The sequence below is a fragment of the Bacillus sp. FSL K6-1218 genome (assembly GCF_038006445.1).
GTDB classification, from domain to species: Bacteria; Bacillota; Bacilli; order Bacillales; family Bacillaceae_G; genus Bacillus_A; species Bacillus_A thuringiensis_S.
This window is the reverse complement of the sequence record NZ_JBBOVE010000001.1, coordinates 475,468-488,256: the sequence shown is the minus strand read 5'-3', so window position 1 is coordinate 488,256 and position 12,789 is coordinate 475,468. Positions and strand designations below refer to the sequence as shown.

Genomic DNA, 12,789 nt, shown 5'->3' with positions numbered 1-12,789 from the left:
TATGAAAATATTGCTCAAACAAGCCATTGTATACCCTATTACATCTCCAAAGTTTCAAGGCGATGTACTCGTTACAGGAGAGCGAATTACCGAGGTCAAACCTTTTATTCAACCTACTCAAGATATGACCGTTATAGATGCACGGGCACTCCATCTCTTACCTGGCTTTATTGATGTCCATACTCACCTTGGTCTCTATGATGAAGGTACTGGTTGGGCTGGAAATGATGCCAATGAAACATCTGAAGTTTCAACACCACATATTCGTTCTTTAGATGGAATCCACCCTTTCGATATTGCCTTTCAAGACGCTGTGCAAAATGGAATTACAACCGTTCACGTTATGCCTGGCAGTCAAAATATTATCGGGGGTACTACTTGTGTAATAAAAACAGCTGGAACTTGTATTGATCATATGATTATTCAAGAACCTGCTGGTTTAAAGATTGCCTTTGGAGAAAATCCTAAAAAGGTCCATAGTAATGGAACGAAAGAATCCATCACACGTATGGGGATTATGGGGTTACTACGGGAATCATTCTATGAAGCACAACACTACGGGCACGAAGCTGATTTTCGAATGCTTCCTATTTTAAAAGCATTACGTCGTGAAATACCCGTACGTATCCACGCCCATCGAGCAGATGATATTAGTTCTGCGCTACGCTTTGCAACGGAATTCAACCTCGATCTACGTATTGAACATTGTACAGAAGGACACTTTCTTGTTGAAGAGCTTTCGAAACACAATTTGAAAGTTTCAGTTGGTCCCACTCTGACACGCCGTTCTAAAATCGAACTAAAAAACAAGACATGGGATACTTACCATATATTATCCAAAAATGGTGTGGAAGTTTCTATAACAACAGACCATCCTTATACACCCATCCAGTATTTAAATATTTGTGCTGCTGTCGCAGTAAGAGAAGGGTTAGACGAGAAAACAGCACTAGAAGGAATCACCATATTCCCAGCGCGAAATTTGAGGTTAGAGGATAGAATTGGAAGCATCGAGGTTGGAAAAGACGCCGATCTCGTGTTATGGACTCATCATCCTTTCCATTATTTAGCCAAGCCTGTACTAACTATGATTGATGGAAAAATAATTTACAAAAAAAATAAAAAAAACTAGTTTATTTTTTTGACTAGATAAAGTATTATACGATTATAAACTGAATGAAACCATAATCAATTTGTGTCGTGATTATCATTTTCAAATTGATGAATGGGGAAGGCAAATGGTGCGCCACCAGCGTTAGAAACTGGTTCTAGTGGGTTCGATTCCCACCCCGAAATTTTTTAAAGATTGATATAAAAATTTCGAGGGTGGGGTGTTTTTTCGTCATGCTACCCTCGTGTGAGGAGGAGTTAGTATGTTGAAAAAACGCGACTTACACGACAGCCACGTTCTATACGAGTTAATGGTGGATCCAGCTGTCTTCCCTTTTGTGCGTCAAAAGGCTTATTCTTATGAAGAATATTTATTCTTAACGAAACAAACGATTGAAGCTGAAGAGCGTGGTGAATTAATTTCACGCACAATTTTAGATGAATGGGGTAACCCTATCGGAACAATTACTTTATTTGATGTGCAAGAAAAAGCTGGATTTCTCGGGACATGGCTTGGCAAACCATATCATGGAAAAGGCTATAATAAATTGGCAAAAGATTCATTTTTTAGTGAACTTTTCTACGAATTAGATATTGAAACAATTTTCATGCGTATTCGTAAAATAAATATTCGTTCTATTAAAGCTGCAGAAAAACTGCAATATGTGAATCTAGCAAACGAAACAAGAAAAGCCGTATATGATGAAATTAACGCAAACGAAGAAGTATATAACTTATATGAAATTCCAAAAGATCAATACACACTTGCTACAATGCGAGATACAACCTTCCAAGATGCTCATCAATTAAAAGAAGCATAATCTAAATTTTCTGAAATGATAATCAATCATTAACATTTTCCATATGCGTATATCCCCTCATGTCTTTGGAAACGATAAATAGTAACTTTAAAACACGAGGTGATTTGTAATGGATAAAAAGAAACGTGATAAAGCAAAAAATACATTATCTAGTACACAAGAAGTTCTCTATCAACGAGAATTTCAAAAAGCAGATCGTGCAGCAGGATATCGCTCGAAAAGCATTTAAAGTGAAAATGAATAATTAGAAGTTCCCCCCTAATTATTCATTTTCATTACATAATTTTCTCGACTGATAGAAGTAAGCAAAAAGGACCCTTATACATAATGGTCTTTTTTGCTGTGGACAACTTTATCCACAAAACCAACGAAATTGTTAGTAATTTTCAAAAACATTTAATGTTTTTCTATATTAAAGTATATATCAGCTGTTTTAATTGTGGATATTTTTCTAAAAATTGTGGACAATGTGGATATAGTTGTTAATATTCCGACTTTACTGTTTAATGAAAGCGTAATCCTTTTGTGGATAACTAGCTAAATTTTCTTTGAAAATAATAAAGAACCCTCTTTACAATACAAAGAGGGTTTCATATTAAGTAAAAGATTGTGCAAGAGCAGGTGATTTAATAGGTATATGACGCGGTTCTGCATGGTTTTCTGCCAAAATTGCATCTACAATATGACCAGCTGGCTCTGGAAGATAGATGCTTTTCATTGCTTCTTTCATTTGAAGAAGCTTCACATCATCTTGTAATAATGCCTCTGTTTTTGCAAAAACCTCACTATCATCGCGAATGACAACTGCTGCTCCTTTTTTTTCAAAGTACATCGCATTTTCATTTTCTTGTCCTGGAACAGGTTTATATAAAATGACAGGTACTTGCAACGCTGCTGCTTCACTTAATGTTATTCCGCCTGGCTTCGTAATCATACACGAAGTAACTCGGAATAATTCATCAATATTTTCAACATACCCAAACACTTTTAATGCATCGGAATTTTGATTCTGTAAACTTAATAAATCCTGTTTTAAAGCTTCATTTTTTCCACAAACGACAACTACTTGTAAATTAGGCACTGACATAAATGATTGGCATAGTTCTTTTACATTTCCTAATACCCCATGAGCACCTGCTACAATTAGTAAAATCTTTTTATTCTTACATAACTGATATTTATTATATATGATGTCTGGATTTACCTTTAACTCAAAACTACTCCGAATTGGAATTCCTGTTTCAACAATTTGTTCCGCAGGTACACCGATATCAACCATCAATTCTTTCACGTGATCCGTTGCAACAAAATAACGATCTACTTCTCGATGAATCCATATTTTGTGCACGCAAAAATCCGTTAATACGTTATAGACAGGAATTGAAATCCCTGTTTGTTTCTTCAATTCTGGTACAGCGATAATTGGAAATGTATTAATTACAATATCTGGTTTCTCCACCTGTAACAGTGTTTTCAAACGTTTTCTTCCAAAGTTCGCATACCAAGATGCTATTTTCTTATCATAAATTTTTTCTACCCCGTAATAAAACAAACGATATAATTCTTTTCCTATTGTATAACTTTTTAAATATAGATATTTTGTAATGTCAGTTATAAATGGATGTGATTCTCCAAACAAGTCGCATACAATAACATCTTCAATTCCTTTTTGGCGAAATGTTTGTTCTAATGTTTTTGCTACTTGCACATGACCATTACCGTAATGTGCAGTTAATATTAAAACCTTGGGGTTTTTTATCAAACAAATCCACTCCTAGCTTTTTGTTTCTCCATATTGCATATACGACAATAGGAAAAACATTTTCCTTAAAAATTACATAAACAGATTCTAATAATTCCCTTTTCAGCTATGTACCTGTCGTGGATATGCAAAGCATATAAGATTGACCCCTTAATCCTATCTGTGCTCATATCTTTACATTATACTTTCCTATAAGAGCTTTCGCAATAACTTACAAATGTTCTCTATTCCATGATACTCACTCTTTTACTTCTTAATTCTTTTTACTATTTTGATTTCCCTTTACAATTATGTAAATTTCTCCACTTATTCCGTACAAAATTATGGATATTCTACTTTCAGTATACTCTTTTATCAATATATGCTCTAGATTTTATTGTAAAGAAAGCAAAAAGCCTAATCCAATATTTGGATTAGACCGCTTGTAAAATATGTTTAGCATGTTCTACATTTTTCTCAGTAGGTGGTTCTACATTTGCGAGTGGATAGTTATGTCCAAGCGCCTCCCATTTATATACACCAAGCTTGTGATATGGTAACACTTCAACTTTTTGAACATTAGACAGACTTTGAATAAAGCTAGATAGTTTTTGTAGATCCTCTTCATTATCCGTAACACCAGGAACTAATACGTGTCGTACCCAAATCGGTTTATTCTTATTCGATAAATAACGAGCGAATTGTAAAATATGTTCATTTGGTTTTCCTGTTAATTTACGATGCTTTTTAGAATCGATATGTTTCAAATCCAATAAAACTAAATCTGTATAATCCATTAAAATATCTAGCTTACTTTGGAATTCTGGTTCCTCAGAATAACAACCACCAGAAGAGTCGATTGTTGTATGGATACCAGCCTCTTTACACTTTTTAAACAACTCAATTAAAAAGTCTAGCTGTAATAATGGCTCTCCACCGCTAACTGTTATACCGCCTCCGGAGGCTTCAATAAATGGAAGGTAACATGTCACATCCTGCATCACTTCTTCAACTGTTATTTCTTTACCTTTACCGATTTCCCACGTATCAGCATTATGACAATATTGACAACGTAATAAACACCCTTGTGTAAATATGACATAACGAATCCCTGGGCCATCAACAGTACCACAAGACTCTACAGAATGTATTCTTCCTTTTACCATGTTACTTCCTCCTTTATTGAAACAGCCTCCCTTCGCTATATATTAAGAGCGAAGGGACACTTTTTTCATTTACATGCTTTCATGCATTGTACGGTTAATTACATCAATTTGTTGTTCACGAGTTAATTTAATAAAGTTTACAGCGTAACCAGATACCCGAATTGTTAATTGTGGATATTTCTCAGGATGTTCCATTGCATCCATTAATGTTTCACGATTAAATACGTTAATATTTAAGTGATGGCCTTCTTTTACTGCATAGCCATCAAGCATAGATACTAAGTTACGTACTTGTACATCATCTTCTTTACCAAGTGCTTTTGGAATAATAGAGAATGTATTAGAAATACCATCTTGTGCATCTTCATATGGTAATTTAGCTACAGATAATAATGAAGCTAATGCACCTTTTGTATCACGTCCGTGCATTGGATTTGCACCTGGTGCAAATGGTTCTCCAGTACGGCGTCCATCTGGAGTGTTACCAGTTTTCTTACCGTATACAACGTTAGATGTAATAGTTAAAATTGACATTGTATGAACGGAATTACGATATGTTTTATGTTTACGAAGTTTATTCATAAATGTTTTCACGAGATTTACAGCGATCTCATCTACACGATCATCATTGTTACCGTATTTAGGGAAGTCTCCTTCAATTTCGAAGTCCACTGCAATACCATTTTCATCACGGATTGGTTTTACTTGTGCGTATTTAATTGCACTTAATGAGTCTGCTACTACAGATAGACCCGCGATACCTGTTGCCATTGTACGAAGAACATTTGTATCATGAAGTGCCATTTCAATACGTTCATAGCTATATTTATCATGCATGTAATGGATAACATTTAGTGTGTTTAAATATAGACCTGCTAACCATTCCATTGTCATATCAAACTTATGCATAACTTCTTCGTAATTTAATACTTCGGAAGTAATTGGTGCGTACTCAGGACCAACTTGTGCTTTTGATTTTTCATCTTTACCACCGTTAATCGCATATAATAATGCTTTCGCTAAGTTTGCACGAGCTCCGAAGAACTGCATTTGCTTACCGATTCTCATTGCAGATACACAACAAGCAATTCCGTAATCATCGCCGTAATCAGCACGCATAATGTCATCATTTTCATATTGAATTGCTGATGTTTTAATGGACATTTTCGCACAGTAGTTTTTAAAGTTCTCTGGTAATTGTTTAGACCAAAGAACTGTTAAATTCGGTTCTGGAGCTGGTCCTAAATTATCTAATGTATGCAAGAAACGGAATGAGTTCTTTGTTACTAATGGACGACCATCTAATGCAATACCACCGATAGATTCAGTTACCCAAGTTGGGTCACCAGAGAATAATTCATTATAATCAGGTGTTCTTGCGAATTTCACAAGACGTAATTTCATAATGAAGTGATCTACAATTTCTTGTACTTCTTCTTCTGTTAAAGTACCATTTGCTAAATCTCTTTCAATGTAAATATCTAAGAATGTAGAAGTACGTCCAAGACTCATTGCAGCTCCGTTTTGCTCTTTAATCGCCGCAAGATATGCGAAGTATAACCATTGGAATGCTTCTTGTGCATTTGTTGCTGGTTTAGAAATATCGAAACCATGAGAAGCAGCCATTTGTTTTAGTTCTTGAAGTGCACGCATTTGCTCAGATAATTCTTCGCGTAAACGCATTGTCTCTTCGCTCATTACACCGCCAGTTAAATTTAAATCAGCTTTTTTCGCTTCAATTAAATGATCAATACCATATAATGCTACGCGTCGATAGTCACCGATAATACGTCCACGACCGTATGCATCTGGAAGACCAGTAATAACGCCTGATTTACGTGCATTTCTCATTTCTGGTGTATAAGCATCGAATACACCTTGGTTATGAGTTTTTCTCCAATCTCTAAAAATACGACTAAGTTCTTTGTCCATTTCGTATCCATAAGATTCACAAGCTTGCTCCGCCATACGAATACCACCATATGGTTGTAAAGAACGTTTAAATGGTTTATCAGTTTGGAAACCGACTACCTTTTCAATATCTTTATTTAAGTATCCTGGGTCATGTGATGTAATAGAAGAAACAATTTTTGTATCCATATCAAGAACGCCACCGTTTTCACGTTCTTTTGTTGTTAAATCCATTACTTGATCCCAAAGTTGTTTCGTTGCTTCAGTTGCTTCTGCTAAGAAAGATTCGTCTCCTTCGAAAACGTTTACATTATTTAAAATGAAATCGCGAACATCAATCTCTGCTTTCCATTTTTCACCTTTAAAGTTTTCCCATGCGTTTTTAACATTTTCTAATACTTGAGTCATCCTAATCTCCTCCATTTTTGATTAGTACAGGACTAAGATTTTTTATATAACAGCTTACACACTTAGAATACTACTTTTTTAAGAAAGTGAACGAAATAGTTGTGACATGTTTGTGAAAAGTTGAGCAAACCACTATATATATAGTGGTAACTTCATTTAAAAGTCTTTAAAATTAACCCTTTCCTTAATTGTATTTTTTTGGTATCCTTATATACGAGTCCTATTTTGTAATATAAGAACAATACCCATTGTAGAGCTGTAATACTCTTATCTCCTAATCTGTTATAGTTTTTATAACAGAATAAAAAAGTGTACACATGTTGTACACTTTTTTTGTTACTTCTATAAAACATCTCTTTTTCTATTGCCGTCATAGAATCCGCCACGATTGTCTGTTAATGCAATTATTTGTTCTAGTCCCTCTATATGATCACCTATAATTCGAAGTACAGCTAGAGGATGACCTATTTTTGCAAAATGTTCACTGGGACGAATACGGTTCATCTTATCAACCTCAACACGATATACACACGCAATTTCAAATCCAGAAAGAAGAGCCTTCACTTGTGCTACACAAGGTGACAATAAAGATTTATATCCAATTGCTTTCAAACACTTGTGGCTAAATGCATTAGGTACCGCAATAAGTGATCCTACCCCTAAATCCTTTCTATCACAAGCTAAATTTAGTGCATACTTAAATGCAGTTACAAGATGAAGTGGTACTCTTAAATCTAAATAATGATTTAAATCATTTAATGCGACGTCCTTTCCATCTGCAATAGCTTTTGCAAAAGGATATAGCTCCCTAGCTGGAATAACAAAATCACCATCTATAAATAACACAATTTTTCCTTTTGCAAAATAAGTTCCAAGTGAACGCCCTACATCGTTTCCAAGGGCTTCTTTATATACAATTGTCGTTGCGCCCTTGTCTTTTGCAATCGTTGCTGTTTTATCTGACGAACCATTTACGACGACGATGATTTCAAAAGGTTCAATTTTACGAAGCTCTTCTATAACGTTTCCAATTGTTTTCTCTTCATCTTGTACAGGAATAACAACCGATAGTTGCTTTCCTTTATACAAATTGGATGTAACGCCCCATCCTTGATAAAAATCTTCGAAATTTAAAGTATGATAGACACTATTCCTTTTCCTATTTCCATCATAATATCCCCCGCGTGTATCACTGCTTACTATCCGTTCCGCAACAGCTTCTATATGATCACCTATCATTCGTCTTTCAGATTGAGAAAGGCTCGTGCCATATGCAGCATGTTCAATCGGTCGAAATTTATTCGGCGTAATAACATCAATAGCACAATGACGGCTAATTCTCCATTTACTTTGTGCTATACGTAAATGAGCTACAATAGGATTAACTAAACATTCATATCCAATACTCTGGACGACTTCTTTCGTCAACGCATGAGGTACAGATAATAAAGAATCAATTTTTAACTCTTCACGCTCTAACATTGCATTTAATATTTGGCGCCATACTGTCACGGAGTGCGGTTTTTGTTTCTTTAAAAATAATGCGTCCAAATTATTTAAAACGATGTCAGTCTGATCATGTAAAATCGGATTAAGAAACAATTGTAATTTTGAAGTTGGAATAGCAAAGTCCCCATCTATAAATAGTAATACATCACCTATCGCATGTTTTGCGCCAACTGTACGTCCAACATCGTTTCCTAATAGTTCTGTATGCCTGATTACTTTACATCCTAACCGATTAGCAACCTCTTCTGTACCATCATTACAACCATTTGCTATTACAATAATCTCTACTGGATTTAACGGTTTTACCGATTGAATAACGTCTGAAATCGTATCCACTTCATTACTTGCAGGAATAATAACTGATAGCGACTTAGCCATTGTTTTCTTCACGAAACCACTTAATAGTTTCTTTCAATCCTTGTTCCCACGTTACTGTCGCTTGAAATTGAACAAGTTCTCTTAACTTCGTTACGTTCGGCCTTCTATTTGGAATTTCTTCAAAGCCATGTGGATATACTTCCTCAAAAGGAACTTGTATAATTTTTGAAGAAGATTTCGTTAGTTTTTTAATTGTTTCTGCTACTTCTTTTATACTCTTTTCTTTCTCGGAACCTATATTAATAATCTCACCATTTACCTTCTCATCCATTGCTCGAATCGTTGCCTCTACCGCATCACTTACATACGTAAAGCAACGTGTCTGCTTTCCATCTCCATATACGAGAATGTCTTCTCCTTGCAGGGCCGCACTGATAAATCGTGGGATTACCCCTGCATACGGACCATCTTTCGCTCTTGGACCATAAATATTAAAATAACGAACAATCGTTACCGGTAAACCTTCTAATGCGTAGCCTAAACATAATGTTTCTTCTAACGTTTTACACACTGCATAACTCCAACGTATTTTAGAAGTTGCCCCGTACAATCGGTCCCCTTCTTCTGAGAAAGGCGGTTTGCCTTTACCATATACTTCTGAAGTAGATGCAAAAACTACTTTCTTCTTTCCTTTTAATGCTGTTTGTAAAATGTTTCTCGTTCCATCAAAATTCGTTTCAATAAGCTCTATACTCTTTTCCATTGTCGTTTTCACACCTAAAATTGCTGCTAAATGAAACACTACATCATGTTGATTTACTAATTCATAAATAGAATTTTTATCTAAAACGCTTATTGGAATAACCCGAATTTCTTTCATTAACTCATCATGATATTTATTTTTTCCTTTATAGAAGTTATCCACAATCGTGACTTCATTTCCTCTTTTCACCAATTCTTCGGCTAGATGCGATCCAATGAATCCTGCTCCACCTGTAATTAAACATTTCTTACTCATACACTCACCTTCTTTATAATTCCACGTGTATCTATTACTCGCTTCATTCCTTTAAAAAGCTTCCAATCGATATTAGAGTGATCAGTTAAAATTAAAATACAACCTGCCTCTTTAACTGTTTGTTCATCCAAGGCAACGGATTGATACACCTTATCTCCAATTTCTGCAGAAGAAATATATGAATCATGGTATTTTATCTTGTATCCTTCTTTTATTAGTAATTGAATAATTGGCAAAGCCGGTGATTCCCTCAAATCATTTACATCTTTCTTATACGCGATTCCTACAATTAAAACTAGTCCGGGCGATTGCACCATGCCCTTTACTTTCCGGACTATTTTCTCTGGCATTTCTTCATTAATTACATGTGCCGCCTCAATTAATTGACTAATTGCCCCATTCTTTTTTATTCTCCATTGAAAATATAAAGGATCTACGGGAATACAGTGCCCCCCTATCCCTGGTCCTGGCCAATACGGAGTAAATCCAAACGGTTTTGTAGATGCCGCTTCAATAACCTCATAAAAATCAATCCCTAAACTTTCACATAGTGTGTTTAACTCATTTACTAAAGAAATGTTAACTAAGCGCTGAATATTTTCAAATAGCTTACACATCTCTGCTACTTTCGGAGAGCTAACAGGTACAACTACGTCAAAAATGCTACTATATAAATCCTGTACTTTTTGTTTACACTTTTCTGTTTGTCCACTAATAACCTTTGGAATGTCCTGAACGGAATATTGACTATTTGCTGGATCAATCCTCTCAGGAGAATATCCAATATAGAAATCTTCGCCTACCTTTTGGCCGCCTTGAGAAACAATCGGAATAATAACTTCCTCGAGCGTACCTGGATATGTGGAGCTTTCGAAAATGAAGGTTTGTCCTTTTTGAAGGTTTTGTTGTATATAATGCGAAGCTGAAATGAGGGCACTTAAATCTGGTTCTCTTCGTTCATTAATTGGAGTTGGAACAGTAACAATAACATAATCACTATTTTGGAAATCAGTAATACCTTTATCTGGTGTATTTACTATTAATTTATTTTTAGTCAATAAACTTTGTAACACTTTAGAAGAAACATCTGGAATATAACTTTCTCCCTTTATAATCAATTCTATTTTTCTAGTATCTTTATCTAATCCAAGTACGGTATGTCCTCTTTCTGCAAAATGGACTGCTAAAGGAAGACCAACATACCCTAATCCAATAATAGCTACTTTACTACTAGCATTCATCTGTATTCTTTTCTTCCTTTCTCAATTGTTGAATAATGTCTCTATCGCGATCTCCATCTGTAAAACTCCCACGTTCGTCTGTATATTGTAATAGATAAGCAATCGCCTCAAGTTGATCACCGAAAATACGGTCAAATGCCGGAATACGTCCATTTACAAACCCATGTTGCTCCGGGCGTACCCGATTGGTTTTTATAACATCTACAAATTCTACTGCTGTAATAGAAAAAACCTCCAAAATAGCTTGCATTTGGGCTAATGGCGGAATAACAAGCGAGTCATATCCTATTTTCTCTATTACCCTTTTATGCATAGCATGTGGTACTGCCGTTAATGAGTTATTCCATAAATCCGGTCTTTTCGCTACTAAATTCACAAAATATTTCCCCATACTAATTGGATCTGCAGGATGAAACATATCTAATAAGCATTGTAAATCATTTAAAACCACATCACTTCCATCTTCAACAGCTTGCAAAAATGGAGTGAGTTTTTTTGCTGGAATAACAAAATCACCATCAACGAATAAACAAATATCTGCCGTAGCATGCATGGCACCTATCGCTCGTGCTACATTATGTCCAAGCGCCTTCGTAAATTCAACAACAATAACATTTTCTAGCTTTGCGTGTTTAACAGTCTCAATATCTGCTCCATTCGCGACAACAATAATTTCATCTACCCCTGCTTTTTTCACTTCTTGTATAACAGATCTTATCGTCATGTTTTCTTCTGACACTGGTATAATCGCACTATATTTCGCTTTTTCCTTCTTTAATACAACTGGTTTATAGTTCCCTATAAACTCCCTATCCCTGTTTCCCTCCGAAAAACCGCCGCGTTTACCATATGTTTCGATTACATATTGCAAAGCACGTAAATGATCTCCCATAATACGACTAGTCGCTTTCGGATAAGGAGAACCAGGTGATGTTCCCATATGCACAGGACGAACCTTATTTGTGTGAATTACATCGACCGAAGCCGTATCAACAATATCTACTCCTCTAGACATCGCCATCGCTTGAAATAGTGCTGGATCTGCTAAATTCCACCACCCAAGTTTCTCGATAACTTCCCTGTTCATCGCATGTGGAATTGCGATTAAAGATCCAACAACAAGCTCCTTTTTATTCAAATAACGATTCAACATGAACTTTCCAACTGTCGTATAATGTGGTCTCATCTTTAAATAAACCGACCATGTTAAATTATTCACAACAATTTGATGCCCTTGTCGAATCCCTTTCACGAAACGTTGTAACTCTTTACTATCAATAACAATATCACCATCTAAAAACAAGACAATTTCACCTTTTGCTTCTCTAGCTCCAATAGCCCGTCCAACATCATTGCCAAGAGAATGTTTATAATAAATCATGTGACAATGATGTTGTAACGCTATTTCTTTTGTCCCATCTGTCGATCCATTATCAACTACGATAATTTCATAAGGTTCGAGCTTCTCCACTTCTACTAAAACTTGTGATAAAGTACTCGCTTCATTGTGCGCTGGAATAACAACTGATACTCTCATATTTGTATC

11 protein-coding genes are annotated in these 12,789 nt (G+C 35.5%); 3 read left to right on the top strand and 8 right to left on the bottom strand.

Annotated elements, in window-relative coordinates:
• Position 1: 1 nt before the first annotated feature.
• The 3 genes from MHI26_RS02500 to MHI26_RS02490 all read left to right on the top strand — a co-directional run bounded on the left by MHI26_RS02500 (position 2) and on the right by MHI26_RS02490 (position 2,160).
• Positions 2-1,132, top strand: a complete 1,131-nt coding sequence (locus tag MHI26_RS02500) for an amidohydrolase (protein WP_061666218.1) — start codon at positions 2-4, stop codon at positions 1,130-1,132.
• Positions 1,133-1,373: 241 nt separating this feature from the next.
• The gene (locus tag MHI26_RS02495) at positions 1,374-1,931 is read left to right on the top strand and encodes a GNAT family N-acetyltransferase (RefSeq protein ID WP_000914737.1); all 558 of its coding nucleotides are present in this window, start codon (positions 1,374-1,376) and stop codon (positions 1,929-1,931) included.
• Positions 1,932-2,040: 109 nt separating this feature from the next.
• A complete protein-coding gene (locus tag MHI26_RS02490; protein WP_000358482.1) occupies positions 2,041-2,160 on the top strand; it encodes a YfhE family protein in 120 nt (39 codons plus the stop codon).
• A 366-nt stretch (positions 2,161-2,526) separates the two neighbouring features.
• On the opposite strand, the gene MHI26_RS02485 is transcribed toward MHI26_RS02490, so the two are convergent.
• From MHI26_RS02485 to MHI26_RS02450, 8 genes are all read right to left on the bottom strand, one after another.
• Positions 2,527-3,693 (bottom strand): diglucosyl diacylglycerol synthase, encoded by a 1,167-nt coding sequence (locus tag MHI26_RS02485; protein ID WP_000594686.1) that lies wholly within the window; start codon positions 3,691-3,693, stop codon positions 2,527-2,529.
• Between the two features lie 413 nt (positions 3,694-4,106).
• Complete coding sequence (pflA, locus tag MHI26_RS02480; protein WP_061666217.1) at positions 4,107-4,838, bottom strand: pyruvate formate-lyase-activating protein; 732 nt, start codon at positions 4,836-4,838, stop codon at positions 4,107-4,109.
• Between the two features lie 69 nt (positions 4,839-4,907).
• Positions 4,908-7,157, bottom strand: coding sequence for a formate C-acetyltransferase (gene pflB, locus MHI26_RS02475; protein ID WP_000195469.1), 2,250 nt, complete (start codon positions 7,155-7,157; stop codon positions 4,908-4,910).
• A 152-nt stretch (positions 7,158-7,309) separates the two neighbouring features.
• Positions 7,310-7,531 (bottom strand): hypothetical protein, encoded by a 222-nt coding sequence (locus MHI26_RS02470; RefSeq protein ID WP_000125076.1) that lies wholly within the window; start codon positions 7,529-7,531, stop codon positions 7,310-7,312.
• Complete coding sequence (locus MHI26_RS02465) at positions 7,500-9,044, bottom strand: glycosyltransferase family 2 protein (protein ID WP_061666223.1); 1,545 nt, start codon at positions 9,042-9,044, stop codon at positions 7,500-7,502. Before MHI26_RS02465 ends, MHI26_RS02470 begins: the two co-directional genes overlap by 32 nt.
• Entirely contained in the window at positions 9,037-10,002 is a 966-nt protein-coding gene (locus MHI26_RS02460; RefSeq protein ID WP_000037031.1) for an NAD-dependent epimerase/dehydratase family protein, read from the bottom strand. The genes MHI26_RS02465 and MHI26_RS02460 overlap by 8 nt, the downstream gene beginning before the upstream one ends.
• Entirely contained in the window at positions 9,999-11,243 is a 1,245-nt protein-coding gene (locus tag MHI26_RS02455) for a nucleotide sugar dehydrogenase (RefSeq protein WP_000994255.1), read from the bottom strand. The genes MHI26_RS02460 and MHI26_RS02455 overlap by 4 nt, the downstream gene beginning before the upstream one ends.
• Positions 11,233-12,780: a glycosyltransferase family 2 protein gene (locus tag MHI26_RS02450; protein WP_001266447.1), complete on the bottom strand. Its 1,548-nt coding sequence runs from the start codon at positions 12,778-12,780 to the stop codon at positions 11,233-11,235. Before MHI26_RS02450 ends, MHI26_RS02455 begins: the two co-directional genes overlap by 11 nt.
• Positions 12,781-12,789 lie beyond the last annotated feature (9 nt).

What these genes read in the sequence shown, in the direction of transcription:
- MHI26_RS02490 (WP_000358482.1), top strand. Translation starts at nt 2,041, where the DNA reads ATGGATAAAAAGAAACGTGATAAAGCAAAAAATACATTATCTAGTACA.
- MHI26_RS02495 (WP_000914737.1), top strand. Translation starts at nt 1,374, where the DNA reads ATGTTGAAAAAACGCGACTTACACGACAGCCACGTTCTATACGAGTTA.
- MHI26_RS02460 (WP_000037031.1), bottom strand. Translation starts at nt 10,002, where the DNA reads ATGAGTAAGAAATGTTTAATTACAGGTGGAGCAGGATTCATTGGATCG.
- MHI26_RS02455 (WP_000994255.1), bottom strand. Translation starts at nt 11,243, where the DNA reads ATGAATGCTAGTAGTAAAGTAGCTATTATTGGATTAGGGTATGTTGGT.
- MHI26_RS02470 (WP_000125076.1), bottom strand. Translation starts at nt 7,531, where the DNA reads ATGACGGCAATAGAAAAAGAGATGTTTTATAGAAGTAACAAAAAAAGT.
- pflB (WP_000195469.1), bottom strand. Translation starts at nt 7,157, where the DNA reads ATGACTCAAGTATTAGAAAATGTTAAAAACGCATGGGAAAACTTTAAA.
- MHI26_RS02450 (WP_001266447.1), bottom strand. Translation starts at nt 12,780, where the DNA reads ATGAGAGTATCAGTTGTTATTCCAGCGCACAATGAAGCGAGTACTTTA.
- MHI26_RS02500 (WP_061666218.1), top strand. Translation starts at nt 2, where the DNA reads ATGAAAATATTGCTCAAACAAGCCATTGTATACCCTATTACATCTCCA.
- MHI26_RS02465 (WP_061666223.1), bottom strand. Translation starts at nt 9,044, where the DNA reads ATGGCTAAGTCGCTATCAGTTATTATTCCTGCAAGTAATGAAGTGGAT.
- pflA (WP_061666217.1), bottom strand. Translation starts at nt 4,838, where the DNA reads ATGGTAAAAGGAAGAATACATTCTGTAGAGTCTTGTGGTACTGTTGAT.